Annotated in this window: 19 protein-coding genes; 10 read left to right on the top strand and 9 right to left on the bottom strand. The window is 66.1% G+C overall.

Features of this window, described 5'->3' with window-relative positions:
- Positions 1 to 13: 13 nt before the first annotated feature.
- Positions 14 to 607, bottom strand: a complete 594-nt coding sequence (locus tag HWX69_RS15715) for a DJ-1/PfpI family protein (protein ID WP_178917993.1) — start codon at positions 605 to 607, stop codon at positions 14 to 16.
- Positions 608 to 727: 120 nt separating this feature from the next.
- Between HWX69_RS15715 and HWX69_RS15710 the strand changes: the two genes are divergently transcribed.
- Positions 728 to 1,597 (top strand): glycosyltransferase family 2 protein, encoded by an 870-nt coding sequence (locus HWX69_RS15710; RefSeq protein ID WP_178917992.1) that lies wholly within the window; start codon positions 728 to 730, stop codon positions 1,595 to 1,597.
- On the opposite strand, the gene HWX69_RS15705 is transcribed toward HWX69_RS15710, so the two are convergent.
- On the bottom strand, positions 1,579 to 2,208 hold the full coding sequence (locus HWX69_RS15705) for a hypothetical protein (protein WP_178917991.1): 630 nt from the start codon (positions 2,206 to 2,208) through the stop codon (positions 1,579 to 1,581). The genes HWX69_RS15710 and HWX69_RS15705 overlap by 19 nt on opposite strands.
- A 136-nt stretch (positions 2,209 to 2,344) precedes the next feature.
- Between HWX69_RS15705 and HWX69_RS15700 the strand changes: the two genes are divergently transcribed.
- Positions 2,345 to 3,241, top strand: coding sequence for an HFX_2341 family transcriptional regulator (locus HWX69_RS15700; protein WP_178917990.1), 897 nt, complete (start codon positions 2,345 to 2,347; stop codon positions 3,239 to 3,241).
- On the opposite strand, the gene nadC is transcribed toward HWX69_RS15700, so the two are convergent.
- From nadC to nadA, 3 genes are read right to left on the bottom strand one after another with little or no spacing between them, the layout of a single operon-like run.
- Positions 3,242 to 4,051 (bottom strand): carboxylating nicotinate-nucleotide diphosphorylase, encoded by an 810-nt coding sequence (nadC, locus tag HWX69_RS15695; protein WP_178917989.1) that lies wholly within the window; start codon positions 4,049 to 4,051, stop codon positions 3,242 to 3,244.
- Positions 4,041 to 5,597 (bottom strand): L-aspartate oxidase, encoded by a 1,557-nt coding sequence (locus HWX69_RS15690; RefSeq protein WP_178917988.1) that lies wholly within the window; start codon positions 5,595 to 5,597, stop codon positions 4,041 to 4,043. The genes nadC and HWX69_RS15690 overlap by 11 nt, the downstream gene beginning before the upstream one ends.
- A complete protein-coding gene (gene nadA, locus HWX69_RS15685; protein WP_178917987.1) occupies positions 5,594 to 6,727 on the bottom strand; it encodes a quinolinate synthase NadA in 1,134 nt (377 codons plus the stop codon). Before nadA ends, HWX69_RS15690 begins: the two co-directional genes overlap by 4 nt.
- Before the next feature lie 174 nt (positions 6,728 to 6,901).
- Between nadA and HWX69_RS15680 the strand changes: the two genes are divergently transcribed.
- Positions 6,902 to 7,777: a ZIP family metal transporter gene (locus tag HWX69_RS15680; RefSeq protein WP_178917986.1), complete on the top strand. Its 876-nt coding sequence runs from the start codon at positions 6,902 to 6,904 to the stop codon at positions 7,775 to 7,777.
- 6 nt (positions 7,778 to 7,783) lie between these two features.
- Here HWX69_RS15680 and HWX69_RS15675 read toward each other — a convergent pair whose 3' ends face one another.
- The gene (locus HWX69_RS15675) at positions 7,784 to 9,283 is read right to left on the bottom strand and encodes an amidohydrolase (protein WP_178917985.1); all 1,500 of its coding nucleotides are present in this window, start codon (positions 9,281 to 9,283) and stop codon (positions 7,784 to 7,786) included.
- Between the two features lie 156 nt (positions 9,284 to 9,439).
- Between HWX69_RS15675 and HWX69_RS15670 the strand changes: the two genes are divergently transcribed.
- The 3 genes from HWX69_RS15670 to hmgA all read left to right on the top strand — a co-directional run bounded on the left by HWX69_RS15670 (position 9,440) and on the right by hmgA (position 12,539).
- Positions 9,440 to 9,973: a fasciclin domain-containing protein gene (locus tag HWX69_RS15670; RefSeq protein WP_178917984.1), complete on the top strand. Its 534-nt coding sequence runs from the start codon at positions 9,440 to 9,442 to the stop codon at positions 9,971 to 9,973.
- Positions 9,974 to 10,145: 172 nt separating this feature from the next.
- Positions 10,146 to 11,279 (top strand): mandelate racemase/muconate lactonizing enzyme family protein, encoded by a 1,134-nt coding sequence (locus HWX69_RS15665; protein ID WP_178917983.1) that lies wholly within the window; start codon positions 10,146 to 10,148, stop codon positions 11,277 to 11,279.
- Positions 11,280 to 11,330: 51 nt separating this feature from the next.
- The gene (hmgA, locus tag HWX69_RS15660; protein ID WP_178917982.1) at positions 11,331 to 12,539 is read left to right on the top strand and encodes a hydroxymethylglutaryl-CoA reductase (NADPH); all 1,209 of its coding nucleotides are present in this window, start codon (positions 11,331 to 11,333) and stop codon (positions 12,537 to 12,539) included.
- 17 nt (positions 12,540 to 12,556) lie between these two features.
- Here hmgA and HWX69_RS15655 read toward each other — a convergent pair whose 3' ends face one another.
- A complete protein-coding gene (locus HWX69_RS15655) occupies positions 12,557 to 13,063 on the bottom strand; it encodes a DUF5817 domain-containing protein (RefSeq protein ID WP_156709815.1) in 507 nt (168 codons plus the stop codon).
- Positions 13,064 to 13,171: 108 nt separating this feature from the next.
- Here HWX69_RS15655 and HWX69_RS15650 point away from each other — a divergent pair, with 108 nt between their 5' ends.
- The gene (locus tag HWX69_RS15650) at positions 13,172 to 13,510 is read left to right on the top strand and encodes a cupin domain-containing protein (protein ID WP_156709814.1); all 339 of its coding nucleotides are present in this window, start codon (positions 13,172 to 13,174) and stop codon (positions 13,508 to 13,510) included.
- A 2-nt stretch (positions 13,511 to 13,512) separates the two neighbouring features.
- Positions 13,513 to 14,334, top strand: a complete 822-nt coding sequence (locus tag HWX69_RS15645) for a hypothetical protein (RefSeq protein WP_178917981.1) — start codon at positions 13,513 to 13,515, stop codon at positions 14,332 to 14,334.
- A 1-nt stretch (position 14,335) separates the two neighbouring features.
- Here HWX69_RS15645 and icd read toward each other — a convergent pair whose 3' ends face one another.
- Positions 14,336 to 15,592, bottom strand: coding sequence for an isocitrate dehydrogenase (NADP(+)) (icd, locus tag HWX69_RS15640; protein WP_178917980.1), 1,257 nt, complete (start codon positions 15,590 to 15,592; stop codon positions 14,336 to 14,338).
- 154 nt (positions 15,593 to 15,746) lie between these two features.
- On the opposite strand from icd, the gene HWX69_RS15635 reads away from it, so the two are divergent.
- Both HWX69_RS15635 and HWX69_RS15630 read left to right on the top strand, forming a co-directional pair.
- The gene (locus HWX69_RS15635; RefSeq protein WP_178917979.1) at positions 15,747 to 16,637 is read left to right on the top strand and encodes an isoaspartyl peptidase/L-asparaginase; all 891 of its coding nucleotides are present in this window, start codon (positions 15,747 to 15,749) and stop codon (positions 16,635 to 16,637) included.
- Between the two features lie 47 nt (positions 16,638 to 16,684).
- Positions 16,685 to 17,125: a universal stress protein gene (locus tag HWX69_RS15630; RefSeq protein ID WP_178917978.1), complete on the top strand. Its 441-nt coding sequence runs from the start codon at positions 16,685 to 16,687 to the stop codon at positions 17,123 to 17,125.
- 30 nt (positions 17,126 to 17,155) lie between these two features.
- Here the strand turns inward: HWX69_RS15630 and HWX69_RS15625 are convergent, their stop codons facing one another.
- Positions 17,156 to 18,115 (bottom strand): ribose 1,5-bisphosphate isomerase, encoded by a 960-nt coding sequence (locus HWX69_RS15625; RefSeq protein WP_178917977.1) that lies wholly within the window; start codon positions 18,113 to 18,115, stop codon positions 17,156 to 17,158.
- Positions 18,116 to 18,148: the final 33 nt, after the last annotated feature.

Raw genomic sequence — 18,148 nt, 5'->3', positions numbered from 1 at the left:
GGGAAAGCGTCGATTAGTCGTCGGCGGCCGCGACCGCCTCGCCGTGGCTCACTTCGTCGCCCAGCAGTTCCATGAAGCCGGCCAGCCACTCGGCGTGGTCGGGCCACGCCTGCCCCGTGACGAGGTTGCGGTCGGTGACGACGCCGTCGACCCACGAACAACCGGCGGCCTCACACTCCGCTCGAACCGCAGGGTAGGAGGTCATCTCGTAGCCGTCCAGTACGCCGGCGGCCGCCAGAATCTGCGGGCCGTGACACAGCGTCGCGACCGGCTTGTCGGCCTCGAAGAAGTGCTGGACCGCCTCGATGACCTCCTCGTGGGTCCGGAGGTACTCCGGTGCCCGCCCGCCGGGAACACACAGCGCGTCGTAGTCGCTCGGCTCTATCTCGGCCATCGTGGCGTTCAACTCGAAGTTGTGCCCTCGCGACTCCATGTACGTCTGGTCGCCACGGAAATCGTGGATGGCGGTCTTGATCGTCTCGCCCGCTTCCTTGTCGGGACAGACGGCGTGGACCTCGTGGCCCACCATCTGCAGCGCCTGGAACGGTACCATAATCTCGTAGTCCTCGCCGAAGTCACCGACTATCATCAGGATGTCTTTGCCCATCGGTATCACCCACCATATCTACAGAGGGAGACAGAATAAATCCGTGCATGTCTCACGGGCCCGTCAGGTCGTGGGTCTACGACGTACGCTTATGTGATACCGAGCGGTATCCGAACCCGAATGGACGTTCTGGTGACCCACTACGAACAGAACGAGACGGTTTCCGTCGCCATCGAGAGTCTTCGTCGACAGCTCTCGGCGGAGGACGGAATCTACGTCGTCGACGCCGGGTCGGAGGACGACTCCTTCAGTGAACTCGAGCGCTTCGACGCCCAGCGGGACATCGAACTGGTGTATCGGGACGGTGTCTCGCGGGGACGAGGGCGGCAAATCGCGTTCGAACACGCCGATTCGGACGTGGTCGTCGCACAGGCGGACCTCGACACGGAGTTCCACGCCGCGCTGCCGGACCTCGTCGAGTACTACCGCCGTCTCACCGACGACCGGGGCCCTGGAATCCTCCTCGTCAACGGCTGTCTCATCGGCTATCGGGACGTAATCGAAGACGCGGGCGGCTGGCGTGACCTGCAGGTCCACGAGGACAAGGACCTCTGGATGCGCGTCGACGAGCGGGCGACTCTGTACGTTCTCCCGGTGACGACAATCAAACACCACGCGAACTTCGAGTGGTCGTCGCTCCGATACCGACTCCGCCGACGGTACCGGAACTACCGCGACGCGCTCAGACTCGGTGTTCCGGCCGACGTGCTCGCGGCGTCGCTTCGCCATCATCGGCCGATTCACCGTCGCGGGACCGACGCGCTGCTCTTTGCTCTCGCTCGGCGCCGTGCCGCGGCCCTCGAACAGTACTCGACGCTCGACGGCGTCGATTTCGATCCCGAAGCGTCGTTCCTGCGGGAGCTGACTTTCGAGGCCCTCGTCGACAGTGGTGCCATCGACCCCGTCTTCACGTCTCCCCCCGAAACGCTCCGACAGTACGAATCCGAATCGGCGTATCCGGGCCAGACCAGTTATTCCGAATCGTCCTGAAAGGCCTCGGTCTCGATGCGGTGGAAGCGATCGAAGCTGTGTTCGACGCTCTCGTGCCGGACGACTGCCTGAAGGAAGTACAGCGTCGTCAGCAGGAACCCCGCGTACACGACGGTCAAGACGGCAGCGAGGCTGACTGGCACGTTCTCGGGACGCCCAATCCATAGGCCGACCATCCCGCCGAGGATTACTAGCATGAAAATCCCGATGACGACGTACTGTGCCTGATAATGTCGCTGATAGATGTCGCCTTCCGGTTGATTCGAGGCCCTGAACCGGAGCCACGTCTCCCACAGCATCACTGGCTCTTCGAACTGGTCTTCGTTCAGTCGCTTCTCGATAGTCGAGATGTAGTCGCCGGCCCGCATCATCCGGGTCTGTTCGATGTTCCACAGCACGGCGAAAAAGAACGCCAGAAACGGGAGCGACACCAAGAGCATCCGGGATGCTTGGACGATGCCGACGCCGAGCAGCAGCGACAGCGCCGTCCCACCGTAGCCGAGGATGCGGACCTGATTGCGAATCGACTCCTCGACTTCCGACCGGAGGTTCTGGTACTCGAGACGAACCGCGTCGTATCGGCGGTTCCCCTGCTCGTCAGTGTCACTCATGCGTCGGCCTCGTTGGCCCCCTCGTTGGCCACCGTTATGATACTTCCCGGAACGTGTCCGGTGAGCCGTCGAATCGAGAGCCATTCACCGTGACGACCTGCCGGGATTGATAACCGTCCCGCGCTGATTCGGGAGTATGCAAACCCACATCGTTCCGGTCGGCTTCGATTACGACCGGCTCATCGCCCCGCTGGTGCGGGACCAACTCGACGTGGACCGCGTCGTCCTGCTCGAGGGGGCGGTCGGCAGCGAGGCCAACGTCGAGTACTCTCGGAACCTCGCGAAGAAACTCGAAAAGGACTTCACGAACCTTCTCGGCGCCGAAACCGAACGGTTCGTCGTTGAGGACGTCTACGACTACGACGCCGCCTTCGAGCAGGCCTACGACCTCATCAACACGGAACTCGACGCCGGCGGCGAGGTGTGGGTCAACGTCTCGGCGATGCCTCGCACGGTCTCGTTTGCCTTCGCGACCGCCGCTCACTCCATCATGGTCGAACGCGAGGGCGACCGCGACCGCATCCACACCTACTACACCGTCCCGGAGAAGTACCTCGAGACCGAACTCGCCGAGGAACTCCGTGCCCAGCGGGACCTGCTGGAGGACCTCCTCGGCGACGAAGTCGACGACGAACGCATCGAACGACACCTCGACCTCGCCGACGACTTACTGGAGGAGTTCGACGAACGCGGCACCACCATCGGCGCCAAGCAGTTCGGCGACAGCCACATCATCGAGTTGCCGGTCGCCTCCTTCTCGAACGTCAAGCCCTTCGAGGAACTCATTCTCTTCACGCTCGGTGAACACGGCGTCTTCGAGTCCGTCTCGGAACTCGCTCAGACGCTCGCCCGGGAATTGGGCGAGGAGTACACCGATTCGTTCCGCTCGAAGGTCATCTACAACGTCGACCGCCTCGGTCCCGGCGGGAAGGGGTACATCGAACAGGAAGAACACGGCAAGTCCTACCGGACGCGACTGTCCCGCATCGGGGAGCTATGGGTCAGGTCGCACGCCGACCAGTCGGAGTTGTAATCAGCCGGTCCGAAAGGAGAAATCCAGCGCCGACGCCGAGTGCGTCAGCGACCCCATCGAAATCACGTCGACGCCGGTCGCCGCGTAGTCGGCCACGTCCTCGACGGTGATGCCGCCGCTTGCTTCGGTCAGCGCCCGGCCATCGACCGATTCGACCGCCCGCTCGATTTCGTCCGGGGTCATGTTGTCCAGCAGGACGATGTCGGCGCCCGCATCGACGGCGTCGACGGCAGTCGACGGTTCCTCGACTTCGACCTCGATTTTCGTCGCGAACGACACCTGTTCTCGGAACCGCTCGATGGCTCGTTCCATCCCCAACTCGGCGACGTGGTTGTCCTTTACCATCACCATATGCGAGAGGTCCAGTCGGTGGGTGTCGCCGCCACCCGCGGCGATGGCGCGTTTCTCGATTCCCCGAAGGCCGGGTGTGGTCTTTCGGGTGCCGGCGATGCGAACCTCGTCGCTGACCTGACGGGCGGCGTCGACCGCCTGCCGGGCTCGGGTGGCGATACCCGAGGCGTGGCCGGCGACGTTGACCGCGACGCGCTCGCCGCGAAGGATGTCGGCAGCAGCCCCCGAAACGCGGAGAACGGTCTCACCGGCTTCGATGGCCGTACCGTCGGGTTCCCGACTCTCGACGGTAACGCCGAGGTACTCGAAGACGGCTTCGGCGGCGTCGAGGCCGGCGACGACGCCGCGCTCTTTGGCGACGAGTCGTCCGGTCGTCTCGCCGGGAACGTCGTTCGTCACGTCGTGGTGGCCGAGGTCCTCCCGGAGCCAGCGTTCGACCTGTGAGCGCTCAATCGGCATCGGCGGTCGGTTCCTCGACGAGGTGGTGACAGCCGCGCGATTCCTCCTGTTCGGCGGCAGCGCGTGCCACAAGCAGGGCGGTGACGCAGGTGCCGCGGAGTTCGTACAGCGACCGACTCGTCCGGGTGCGGGTGTAGGCGTCGACCTCGCCCTTCAGCCGCCGGAGGACGGCCTGCGCTCGACCCAAATCCTCGGGAGTGCGCTCGATGCCGACGTACTCGTCCATCACGCGTCGGAGACGGACCGACTTCTCTTCGGCGAACCCCTCGGGTAAGGTGGGGTCGCGGTCGAGCAACTCCGGCGTCTCGATTTTCTCGGCCTCGAAACCGCCGGCGGCCTCACCCGCCCGGAGTCCCCAGACGAGGGCTTCCAGCAGGCTGGTCGAAGCCAGTCGGTTCGCGCCGTGGACGCCCGTCCGGGCACATTCGCCGACGGCGAACAGTCGGTCCAGCGACGCCCGGCCCTCGGTGTCGACGTCGATGCCGCCACAGAGGAAGTGCTCGGCGGGAGCGACCGGAATCCCCTCCGTGGGGTCGACGCCCCGCTTCTCGCATTCGGCGGTGAGGTCCGGGAACTCGGCTTCGAAATCGAGCGGGCCCACATCCAGATACACCTCGCCGGTACGGTCGCGTTCCGCTTCGACGGCGCGTGCGACCACGTCACGGGGAGCAAGCTCGGCGTCGGCGTGGTACTCCGGCATGAACCGCTCGTCGTCTCTATTCCGAAGGAGGGCGCCCTCGCCACGGACCGCCTCGCTGAGGAGGAAGGTTCCCTGTCCGTCTCCGTCAGCCTCGCCCCGCTCTGCGGCTTCGCCGCTTCGCTTCGAGGCGCGTGGCGCCTCACCCGCGAACGCGGTGGGATGGAACTGGACGTACTCCATGTCCTCGAGGTCCGCGCCGGCCAGCGCCGCCATCGCGATGCCGTCGCCGGTCGCCGTTTCGGGGTTCGTCGAGCGACCGTAACACGCCCCGATGCCACCCGTCGCCAGCACCGTCGCGCCGGCGAAGCAGGGGGCCCACTCGCCATCTCGTTCTAGCATCGCACCGTGGACTCGCCCCTCGTGGGTCAGCAATTCGAGGGCGGCGGTGTCCTCCAGTATCTCGACGGCGTCGTGGTCGGCCAGGTGGTTCAAAAACGGTGCCAGCACGTGTTTACCCGTCGAGGCGTCGACGTGGAGGATGCGCGCCTCGCTGTGGGCGGCCTCCCGGCCGTAGTCGGGGATATCGTCGCCGTCGAACTCGACGCCGAGGGTCTCGACGAACACGTCTTCGACGGCCTCGTCGGCCGAATCGACCAACACGTCGACGGCCTCGGGGTCTGCCGCGCCGTCGGCCGCTTCCAAGATGTCGGCTCTGAACGCCTCGGGGTCGCCGCGAGTGACGGCGACGCCGCCCTGTGCCCAGTAGGAGGTCGACTCCTCCGGACGGGTGGCCTTCGTCGCGAGCGTCACGTCCGCGCCCGCTCGGGCGCCGGCGAGGGCGGCCGCACAGCCCGCGACGCCGCTGCCGACGACCAGCAGGTCGGTGGTGCGTTCCTGCATCGTCATATCTCTAGCATCCGTTCTAACGCCAGTCCGGCGAGTTCCTTCTCGCGCGGTGCGACTTCGATGACGTTGCGTTCTTCGCCTTCGGCCAGACCCTCCAGTACCCACGTCAGGTAGTTGGGGTCGACCTGTCGCATGGCGTTGCAGTCCATGCAGGCGTCGCCGCACAGCGGCACAACGTTCACCTCGGGATGCCACCGCTGGAGGTGATTCGTGAGGTGGATTTCGGTGCCGATGGCCCACGTCTCGCCGGGGTCGGCCTCGGCGACGGTGTCACAGATGGTCGAGGTCGACCCGGCCACGTCGGCCGCCTCGACGACTTCCCGTCGACACTCGGGGTGGACGATGACGTTGGCGTCGTCGTGCTGTTCTCGGACTGCCTCGATGTGGGCCTCGGTGAACCGCTCGTGAACCTGACAGTAGCCGTCCCACAGCACGATGTCGGCGTCGGCCACCTCGCTGGCGTCTTTCGATTCGGGATCCCACGGGTCCCACTCGGCGACGGCGTCTTCCATTCCGAGGCGGTGGGCGGTGTTTTCTCCGAGGTGTTTGTCGGGCAAGAACAGCACCTTGTCGCCACGCTCGAAGGCGTACTCGAAGGCGTCGTGGGCGTTCGAGGAGGTACAGACGAGACCGCCCTGGTCAGCACAGAACGCCTTCAGGTCGGCGTAGCTGTTCATGTAGGTGATGGGAACGATATCCGCGTCGGGTGCGGCGGCGGTGAGTTCGGCCCACGCGGCGTCGACCTGCAGCGCCTCGGCCATCCCGGCCATCGGACAGGAGGCCTCCATGCTCGGCAGGATGACCGTCTGGTCGTCGTCGGTGATGATGTCGGCCGATTCGGCCATGAACGTCACGCCACAGAAGACGACGTAGTCCGCATCGGCGTCGGCGGCCCGTTTGCTCAACTCGTAGGAATCGCCGATGAAGTCGGCGTGCTCGACGATTTCCCGCCGCTGGTAGTTGTGGCCGAGGACGATTACGTCCTCGCCCAGTTCCTCCCGGGCGACAGCGACGCGCTCCGTGCGTTCGTCCTCGTTCAACTCCCGGTACTGCGACGGGAGCTGTTCGAGGTTGTCGTACTTGAACAGGCTGAGGTCGGTCTGAAGGTCGACCGTTTCCATTTCGGGCATGGGTAGTACTCCTTGGGGTATTCTAGCCCACGGACTGGCGTATTGATAAAATTTTGTCTTCAATATTCTCTGTTGGCTGAGTTAGTGTCCGATACTACGCACTCCGAACTGCAGTATTCAATCAAAGACCGGCGTATGCCGGTTTTTTAATCTACCCCGGTGTCGGTAGGTCGTATGACCACGGCCGAGTCGGTGTTCGTCGCGATTGCCGGTCAGAACCCCGTGATGCAGGCGTTCGTCGGCGGCCTCGTCATTGCCGGGTTGAACCTGCTGGGTGCGGCGCTGGTCTTCGTCTGGCGGAACCCCTCCGAGCGGTCGCTGGATACGGCGCTGGGGTTCGCCGCCGGCGTCATGCTGGCTGCGAGTTTCACGAGCCTCATCCTCCCCGGCATCGACTTCGCGTCGGAGGCGGCGTACAACCCAGTCACTCTCGGCGGGGTCGAGTTGGTCGGTATCGTTCCGGTTCTCGTCGGCCTCGTCACGGGAACGCTGTTTCTCGACCGCGCCGACGCACTCGTTCCCCACGCCCACTACCTCGTCACCGGGGAGCGGCGGACCGACGCGGCCAACCCAGACACTGACGGTCTCCCAGATGTCGACGCACGCGTCGCCTCGGTGACGCTGTTCGTCCTCGCCATCACGCTGCACAACATGCCCGAAGGGTTGGCCGTCGGCGTCGGGTTCGGGTCCGGTGACCTCGGCGGCGCCATCGCGCTGATGATTGCCATCGGCCTCCAGAACATCCCCGAGGGGCTAGCCGTCTCCATCGCGGCGCTGAACGCCGGCCTCGACAGCCGATGGTACGCGGCAGTCGCGGGGCTACGGGCCGGCGTCGTCGAGATACCGCTGGCCGTCTTCGGCGCCTTCGCCGTCCAGATTGCCAGTCCTCTCCTCCCCTACGCGATGGGCTTTGCCGCCGGCGCGATGCTGTTCGTCATCTCCGACGAAATCATTCCCGAGACCCACACCCACGGCAACGAACGCGTCGCCACGCTCGGAACGATGGCCGGTATCATCGTCATGCTGACACTCGACGTGGTGTTGGCCTGAGTCGAGTCAGGCCCGGTAGACGACCTGGCCGTCGACGACCGTCATCGAGACGGGGATATCGGCGATTGCGTCGACGTCGACCGCCCACGGAGATTCCTCGAGGACGACTAAGTCCGCCCGCTTGCCGACTTCGACGGTGCCGAAGCGGTCCTCGTCGTGGCCCGCGTAGGCCGCTCCGGAGGTGTAGGCCTCTAACGCCTCGGTGACCGAGAGCCGCTGGCCTTCCTCTGGGGCCGTCACCGCATGCTGGACGCCGAAAAGCGGGTCCAGCGGCATGCAGTCGCTGCCGAATGCCAGCGGTACGTCCGCGTCGAGTACGTCCGCAAAGCGGTTCGATTCGGCGGTTCGGTCGGCGCCGAGACGGCGCTCGTAGAGCCCACCCGCCCGCGCCCACCGCAGGAAGTTCGGTTGCATCGAGGCGACGGCGTCGAAGCCCTCGAGGTCGGCCGGTAGCAACTCGGCATGTTCGATGCGGTGCCGCATTTCAGGGTCCTCAGGGAGGGTCTCGAGGGTGATTTCGATTGCCTCGTCGCCGATGGCGTGGACCGCCAACTGCATCCCGAGTTCGTCGGCGCGTTCGGCGATGTCGGCCAACTCCTCGGGGTCGACGACCCACTCGCCGGTCCCCTCGCGGTCGGCGTAGGGTTCCGAGAGCTTCGCCGTTCCCGCGCCGAGAGAGCCGTCAGTGTAGGTCTTGATACCGCCGACGGAGACGTAGGGGCCGCCGTGGTTCGTCACAAGCCCCGTCTCTTCGACCGCATCGAGGTGGTCCGCCCAGTAGTACAGTCGCACCCGCAAACCGAGGTCGCCGTCGCGTGCCAACGCTCGATAGGCCGCCGGCGCATCGGAGTGTCGGACCATGTCGTGGACGCCCGTCACGCCGAGTCGGTGGGCTCGGTCGCGTGCGGCCTCGACGAGCCGTTTCGTCTCGGCGCGTCCGGGTGCGGTCTCCATCCGCAGGAACTCGGCGGCGTCCTCGGTGACGACGCCGGTCGGGTCGCCGTCGTCCCGTTGGACGCCCGATTCGGGTAAGGACTCCGCGTATCTGTCGAGGACGACGGAGTTGACCGAGGCAGTGTGGAGGTCTTCTCGGAAGGCGACGACCGGCCGGTCACTCGACACCTCGTCTAACTCCTCGCGGGTGAGATAGCGGTCGTCGTCCCACGACGATTCGTCGTAGCCGTAGCCAAGAATCCACTCTTCGTCCGGCGCTTCCCGAAGACGGTCGAGTGCTGCCGTCCGGTCGTCGGTCGCGAGGTCGGCGTGGACGAGTCGCCGCCCGACGATTTCCATGTGGGTGTGGGCGTCGATGAATCCCGGCAGCAGGACACCACCGTCGCAGTCTATGACCTCGGTGTCGACGCCCTCCAGAAACCCGATTTCGTAGGCGGAGTCGACGCGGACGATTCGGCCGTCTCGGACGGCGACGGCCTCGTACGTCTCGTCGGGGTCGGCCAGCGTGTGTATCTCGGCGTTCGTGAAGATGCGGTCCGCCGCCTGTGTCATACCGAAAAGGCGGAACCCAGCGTCTTGAAACTCCCTGTGGAAGCGCCTCGACTAGTTCGTCGCCCCATCGAACGGGGGTTAGGTTATATACTTCATACTAGTTTGGTATTAATATCTTGGGGAAGTATCGCGTACTGATTCGTGAGGTTTGAACACATGAACCAAACGCGGCGGGCAGTACTGAAGACGATTGGCGGGAGCACAGCGCTGGCGGTCGGCGTCGGCACGGTGAGTGCCAGAGGCCGTCCGGAGAGTGCCAAGGGACGGCGTACAGGAGCCAGCGGCGACGACACGATAGTCGACATCGCTGTCGAATCCGAGGATTTCACCGTTTTGGTCGCTGCCGTCGAGGAGGCTGGACTCGTCGACGCGCTGAGCGGCAACAAACAGCTGACGGTGTTCGCACCGACCGACCAGGCGTTCGAAGACCTCGCCGGAGCACTCGGCGTCGAACTGGAGGACTTACTCGAACTGGAGAACTTGGCGGACATCCTCCTGTACCACGTCACCAACGGTCGTCGATACTCCCAGTCGGTCGTCAACGCGCCGAGAATCAGAATGCTCAACGGCGGCACCGTCGACGTCGATGGGACCGACCTGAACGGCGACCAGGCCGACATCGTCGACACGGACATCGAGGCATCCAACGGCGTCGTACACGTCATCGACGGCGTCCTGCTTCCGGAGTAGCGACCGTTCGAGACTATCGAGATTTTTCGGGAACCGGGTCCGACGAGCCGAGGGTAGAGGAGTTCGAACAGTCCACGCCGCAGTCCGGACAGCGAACCTGAAATTCGGCTGAATTGACCGCTCTTGCTGGCGTGTAGCCAAACTACTTGGCATCGTGCGGCATGGTCTGAGCATGCAGATTACCGACGTCGAGTCGTTCCCGATAGCCATTCCGCTGGAGACACCCGTCTCCTTCTCGAATCGCACCATCACCTACCGCGACCACGCGATAACGTACGTCCGAACCGACGAGGGACACGAAGGCGTCGGCTACTCGTTGGGTTACGAGGGCGCAGGTCTCATCGCCGAAGCCGTCGAGTCGCTTCTGAAACCCAACCTCATCGGCGAGGACCCCCGAGACACCGAGGCGCTGTGGCGGACGATGTACGACGGTAACGTCCAAATCGGCCGTGCGGGCATCCTCCTGCGGGGCATCTCGACGGTCGACATCGCCCTCTGGGACATCAAGGGCAAGGCCGCCGGCGAGCCCCTGCACAAACTTCTCGGCGGATACGCCGACAGCGTTCCTGCCTACGCCAGCGGCGGCTACTACCGCGACGAGAAGGGCCACGAGAGCCTCCGCGGGGAGATGCGACGCTACCTCGATGAGGGCCACGACGTGGTGAAGATGAAAGTCGGCCGCCGCTCTCTCACCGAAGAGGTCGACCGAATCGAGGCGGTCCGGGATGAAATCGGCTCGGAGACGACGCTACTGCTCGATGCCAACGGCAAGTGGGACTCCACCGTCGAGGCCGTCAGAGCCTGTCGGGCCTTCGAACCGTACGACCCCTACTTCATCGAGGAACCGGTGATGATAGACCAAGTCGAGACGATGGCGGAACTCAACGGCGCCATCGACTTCGCGGTCGCCACCGGAGAACTCGAAGGTAATCGGTACAACTTCGCTCGGTTGCACGACACCGGCGCGGCGAGCATCCTCCAACCGGACGTGACGGTGTGTGGCGGCATCACCGAGTGGCTGAAAATCGCTCATCACGCCGCCGCCTACGACGTACCTATCGCGCCGCACTACAACTGGAATCTCCATGCGCCGCTCGTCGGCGCTATCGAGAACGGCCACTGGGTCGAGTACTTCTATCGCGACATGGACGTGACCGTCTTCGACGACGTGGTCGAAGACCCACTCGCCCCGGTCGACGGCGTCATCGAGTTGCGCGACACTCCCGGCCACGGCGTCACCCTCGACGACGGCGCAATCGAGGAGTTCCGCGACCACCACGCGGCGATACAGCGGGGCGACGCCTGACCGTCCGCGGCCGGACGGAAACCCTTAGTCGCCCGCCCGCAACTCGACGATATGGACACAGAGGAACTCGTCGAAGGCGTACAGGACGGCGAGTTACGCTTACACGAACTCGAACAGCACGCCGACGCCGACGCTGCGGCCGAGGCGCGTCGACTGCTCCTCACCGCCGAGACCGAGGCCGACCTCGACGCCATCGGCGCCTACACCTTCGACGCCGCCGACGCCGGCCCGAACATCGAGAACATGCTCGGCGCCGCACAGGTGCCGATGGGTATCGTCGGCCCCGTCCGCATCGACGGCGGGGCAATCGAGGGCTCGAAGTACCTCCCGCTTGCGACGACTGAGGGCGCCCTCGTCGCCTCGGTCAACCGTGGCTGTGCGGCCATCCGGGCGGCCGACGGCGCGACCGCTCGGGTGCTGAAGAACGCGATGACCCGTGCCCCGGTCTTCCGCGTCAACGACGTGGGGGAGGCCAGCGAAGTCGCCTCGTGGGTCCGAGGCAATATCGAGACACTCGCCGAGGCTGCCGAGTCGACCACCAGCCACGGCGAGTTGCGCGACGTGACGCCCTACGTCGTCGGCGACAACGTCTTCCTCCGATTCGCCTACGACACCAAGGACGCGATGGGGATGAACATGGCTACCATCGCCACCGAGGCCGCCTGCGACGTGGTCACGGTGGAGACCCCCGCCGAACTCGTCGCCCTCTCCGGAAACCTCTGTTCCGATAAGAAACCGGCCGCCGTCAACAGCGTCGAGGGACGTGGTCGGACGGTCGCCGCCGACGTGGAAATCCCGCGAGAGACCGTCGAGAGCTACTTCAAGACGACGCCGGAGGCCATCGCCGAGGCCAACACCCGCAAGAACCTCGTCGGGTCGGCGAAGGCCGGCTCGCTCGGCTTCAACGCCCACGCCGCGAACACCGTCGCCGCGGCCTTCCTCGCGACCGGCCAGGACATCGCACAGGTCGTCGAGGGCAGTAACGCGATTACGACCGCCGACGTGCGTGATGGCGACCTCTACGCCTCGCTGACCATCGCCTCCTTGGAGGTCGGAACCGTCGGCGGCGGGACGAAACTGCCGACCCAGTCGGAGGCGCTCGATATCGTCGGCGTCCGCGGCGGCGGGGACCCCGCTGGAGCCAACGCCGACGCGCTGGCGGAACTCATCACGACCGCCGCACTCGCCGGCGAGTTGTCGCTTCTGGGGGCGCTGGCGTCGGACCACCTCGCCAGCGCTCACGAGGAGCTGGGCCGATAAGGCGCGTGGCGCTGGGACTACAGCCGGCGATAGACGCCGCCCGTCTCGGTCACTTCGCCGGCACGCTGGAGGCGCTCGAGCGCCGTCTCGACGTAGGACTCGGGCACGCCTTCGGCGGTGGCGTACTCGACGACTGCCTCGGTGGTCGGCTCCTCTAACTCCGAGAGCGCGTCGAGGACGATTTGCTTCCGACTCCGCGAGCGCTCCGTGCCGCCTTCGGCGCGGTCGCCGGCCGCCGCCACCTCGTCGGCGTCCAGTCCCGAGGCGGTGAGATACTCCTCGTCGTCGACGCCGACGCCGTCGATGTCGATTTCCTCCGGGTCGAGGAACTCGCCGTCGTCGGCGCGGTCGGCGAGCATCGAACTCCGGACGCGGGCGGCCGCCTCGGAGGTGTCGGTTTCGGCGAACTGCTTCAGCTTCCCGAACTGGTGGCGTTTCCGACAGCGGGGACACTGCGTCGTCTCGGGGCGGTCCTCGACGACCCAGAGGGCGAGACACTCCTTGCACCCGACGACGGAGTACATATCTGACGGTTCCGCGCCTCGGGCTAAAAGTTCGATGCATCGCTTTCCTTCCGGAGAGCCGTGCTGGGCACCCGGAAACGTATCAACGCCCGGCGCCCAATGGTGTGTATGCAACGCGTCGGACTCTCCGAGCGGGATTCGGTGGAGGCGGTCGAGGCCGTCCACCTCACGCAACTGGCGACGGGCGAGGAGACGAGCATTCAGGCGTTCGAAATCGAACCGGGCGCGACCGTCCCCGAACACAGCCACCACCACGAACAGACCGGCTTCGTCTACGAGGGTGAGTTGACGTTCGTCGGTCCGGACGGCGAGACCGTCGTCGGCCCCGGCGACTCGTTCACCATTCCGGGTGAGGAACCCCACGCGGCCGAAAACCGTGGTGACGCGGTGGTTCGCGGTGTCGACATCTTCGCGCCGCCGCGGCCGAACCCCGACTGGGCGGAGTGACGATGCCGGTCGGCCGGCGTCGGTTCCTCGCGGCGGTTTCGGCACCGCTCTTGGCGGGCTGTAACACCAGCAACTCGAACGCCGAACCCGTGGGAACGCCGACGGCCGTTCCCGTGCCGACCGACCGCCCGACGCCGCAACGCAGGCCGCCGCCGGACCTCACGGCACTCGGCGTCGAGGACGCCCCCGAGTTGGCTCGCAGCCACCGCGACAGCCTGCTGGCCGGCCCGCACGCCTTCACCCGCGAGGTGGTCGTCACCGAGGACGGCACGCCCATTCGGACGCTCCGGGTCAGCGTACGGTCGGCCGCCGACGCCGAGGCGTATCACTTCGTCTTCGACACCGAGGACACAGAGCGGTATCCGACCCAACCCGCCGAACCGTACTTCGAGACGTGGGACGACGGAACGACGCACAACCGCTACGGGCGGCGCAATCCGGAGTACTTCGTCTCCGAGAGCCGGGCCTTCGACTCGCCGGCCGACGGCACGACCGACCGCTTTCGCATCCGCAGACTGTTCGGCTCGTTCGCGTCGGTGGCCATCTCGGAGACGACCGACGGCGCGTCCGCGGTCGGCACCGACCTCCGATCCGGGTGGGACGTAACGCCCGCACGGATTCGCGTCATCACGACGCTGTACAGCGGGCGCTTCGAGGCGACTGTGCGGTCCAATCCGCTGTACGTCGACGGCTACGACCTCTCGGTTGCGGCGTCGATTTCGGGTCAGCCGGTCGACATCGAGGCGACCGTCGACTACGAGCGACTGGACGAACCGCCGGCTCCTCCGGCGTGGGTCGAGACGGCGAAAGAAGAGGTAGATTGAGTTACGCCAGGTCTTCGAGGTTGTCGATGACGGCGTTTGCGTACTCGCTGGTGGCGAGTTTCTCGCCGCCCTCGATTTGGCGCTCGATGTCGTAGGTGACCTTCCGGTCGACGATGGTCTGCTCGACGGCGTCACGAACGAGGTCGGCGGCGTCGTCCCAGCCCATGAACTCCAGCATGATGCGGCCGGAGAGAATCATCGCTGTGGGGTTGACCTTGTCCTGGCCGGCGTACTTCGGTGCCGAGCCGTGGACGGGTTCGGCCAGCACGCGGCCGTCGCCGACGTTGGCGCCCGGCGCGATGCCGAGGCCGCCGATTTGGGCGCCACAGGCGTCCGAGAGGTAGTCGCCGTTGAGGTTCGGCAGCGCCAGTACGTCGTACTGGTCGGTGCGTGTGAGAATCTGCTGGAGCATGTTGTCGGCGATGCGGTCGTTGACGACGACGGCGTCCTCCGGCGGTTCGCCGTCGCGCTCCTCCCAGAGGGTGTCCTCGGTGATGACCTCTTCGCCGTACTCCTCTTCGGCGACTTCGTAGCCCCAGTCGCGGAAGGCGCCCTCGGTGAACTTCATGATGTTGCCCTTGTGGACGAGCGTGACCGAATCGCGGTCGTTCTCGAGGGCGTAGTCGATGGCCTTGCGGACGAGTCGCTTCGTCCCGAACTCGGTGATGGGCTTGATGCCGATGCCGACCGGGCCGTCGTGGATGGTCGAATCGAAGCCCATCTCGTCTTCGACGAACTCCTTGACTTTCTGGACGTCGTCGGTGCCGGCCTCCCACTCGATGCCGGCGTAGACGTCTTCGGTGTTCTCCCGGAACGAAACCATGTCCATCTGCTCGGGCCGCTTGACCGGTGATGGGACACCGTCGAGGTGGTAGGTCGGACGGATGTTGGTGTAGAGGTCGAGTCGCTTCCGGAGGGCGACGTTGAGGCTGCGGAAGCCGGCGCCGACGGGCGTCGTCAGCGGACCCTTGATAGAGACTTTGAACTCCTTGAGCGCCTCGATGGTGTCGTCGGGGAGGTTCTCGTCGTATCGCTCCCGTGCGGACTCGCCGGCGTAGACGCGCATCCAGTTGATTTCCCGGCCGGTCGCGTTGGCGGCGGCCTGCAGCACGTCCTGTGCCGCCGGGCCGACGTCGACGCCGATACCGTCGCCGTGGATGATGGGGATGATGGGGTCGTCCGGTACGACGAGTTCGTCGTCACCCGTTACCTCGATTTGCTCGCCCTGCTTGGGCACCTCGACTTTATCGTATCCCATATGCTCGTGCTTCTACCGGCCCCCTGAAAGGCGTACCGCTCTCGCGGCGAATTTTGCATGAACGACCGGGGAGAACTCCCGAGCGGTTTCCGAGCATTCGACTTTCCTTCCGCCAAGCCGCAAACCGTAACACGGCGGCGGCCGGAGCGAACGTATGCGCGTCATCGTCCACGGCGGGGCCGGCAGTCCGGCCGACGAGCCGACACCGCGACAGGAAGTCCTCGACGACGCCGCCGAAACCGGCACGGCGGCCGACGACCCGACCGATGCGGTCGTCGCCGCGGTTCGCGTCCTCGAAAGTGACCCACGGTTCAACGCCGGCGTCGGGTCGGCGGTCCAGTCCGACGGCTACATCCGCACCGACGCCGGCCTGATGACCGACGACCGCGAGACGGGGGCGGCCTGCGGGATGCCCGGCGTCGAAGCCGCAGTCGAGGTCGCCCGCCTCGTCAAAGAGGAGACGCCACACGTCCTCGTCTCGGGCGTCCACGCCGTCGACCTCGCGGATGCCTTCGGCGTCGAGACCGACGCCAACCTCTGGTCGGAACGGACTCGCGAGCAGTGGGAGGACCTCGACGAGCGCCCCGCCGGCGACGCCCGCGAACACGCCGAGTGGGTCGCCGAACGGTTCGGCGGCGACCCCGAAGGTCGGAGCGAAACCCCCGCCGACCACGACACGGTCGGCGCGGTGGCGACCGACGGCGAGGCGGTCGCCGCCGCCACCTCGACGGGCGGTCGCTGGCTCGCGTTGGCCGGTCGAGTCGGCGACGTGCCGCAGGTCGGCAGCGGCTTCTACTGCACCGACGCCGGCGGCGTCTCCGCGACGGGTACCGGCGAGGACATCGCTCGCCTGAACCTCTCGCGGCGCGCCAGCCAGTTCCTCGAAGACGGCCTGGACGCTCAGGCGGCCGCCGACGCCGCCCTCGCGGAGTTCGGCGACCTCGCAGCGGGGTCGGCGGGGCTCATCGTCCTCACGCCCGACGGCGATTTCGGGGAGGCGTACAACAGCGAGGCGATGCAGACGGCGATTGCGGGGTCGTTCTGACGGTTCCCCTCGCAAAATTATATGCGTGAAAGCACCGACTTCGCAGTATGCCGAATCAGATACTCGTTCCCCACGACGGTGGGGCCCCGGCGGATGCTGCTCTCTCGTTTGCGCTCCGGGAATTCCCCGACGCCTCGATTACCGTCTTGCACGTCGTCGAACCCTTCGCCGACCACACGGCGGCAGGTACGGAAGGGCAATCGGCCGATAGCTGGCAGGACCGAGCGGCAGAAATCGCCGACGAAGTGTTAGCGGGGGCGCGAGAGGTCGCGGCCGACCACGCCGCCGACATCGACACTCACTGGGAGTACGGCCGCCCTCGTCACGTCATCGTCGGGTACATCGGGAACAACCCAATCGACCAGGTCGTGATGGGGAGTCACGGCCGCGGTGCTGTCTCCCGGTTGATTCTCGGGAGCGTCGCGGAGGCGGTCGTCCGCCGCTCGCCGGTCCCGGTCACGGTCGTTCGCGAACCTGAGGACGACTGAGTCCGTACGGCCCGTTCTCGCTGGCCGAATTTACGGCTCCTGCCAGGGTTCGTCGACGCTCTCGCCGAACAGTTCCCGCATCAACACGACGACGCTCTCCGGTGGGAACTGGCCGCGCTCGGTGACGATGGCGTCGACGTGTCTCGGCGGCGTCACGTCGAAGGCGGGGTTCGCCACCTCGATGTCGCCGATGTCCGCGCGGGTTTTCTCGTCGATGACCTCCGAATCGTCGCGCTGTTCGATTTCGACCGCCGCGCCGGTCAGGGTCTTGGGGTGGAGTTTGATAGACTGGGCGGCGACCATCACCTCGACGCCACGGTCGCGGGCGGAGACGGCGAGGCCGGCGGTGCCGATTTTGTTGACGACGCTGCCGTCGGCGGCGATGCTGTCGGCACCGACGAGTAAGTGGTCGGCGTCGTCGAGAAACCGGTGGGCGGCGTTGTCGACGACGAGCGTCACCGGCACGCCCAACTCCCGGAGCTGTCGGGCAGTGATGTGGCCCTGATTGCGCGGGCGCGTCTCCTTGACGATGGCCTCCAGTTCCGTGCCGTCCTCGACGGCGGCCTCGATGCAGGCCATCGCGTCCGTCGAGTGACAGTGAGTCATCACCACGTCGCCGTCGGAGAGCCGTCCCGCCCCGATACGGCCCAGGCGGTCCTGTGCCTCGTCGAGGTCCGACCGGAAGCGGGCGACGGTTCGCTCGACGGAGCGCCGCAACTCCTCGACGTTGTCGCCCTCCATCCCCGAGAGGACGTATCGGAGGGCGTTCGGGAGGCTAACGGCGGTCGGCCGGGTTTCGTGGAGTTCCCGAGCGGCCGCCCGGAGTTCCGCCCGGAACACCGCCGCCGACTCGGCGTCGCTGTCGGCGGCCTGCGTGCCGAGGGCCGCGGCGGCCGCGTCGGCGATGGTGGCGGCACCGCGAACCTCCATCTCGGCGATGCGGTCGGCCGTCTCGTGGACCTCCGGATGTAGCGACGGCGGTTCGGTCATGGTTGACGTTACCACGGCAGCGGCAAAAGACTC

The sequence above is a fragment of the Natronomonas gomsonensis genome, from assembly GCF_013391635.1.
Lineage (GTDB): Archaea > Halobacteriota > Halobacteria > Halobacteriales > Haloarculaceae > Natronomonas > Natronomonas gomsonensis_A.
This window is presented reverse-complemented; position numbering and strand designations above follow the sequence as displayed.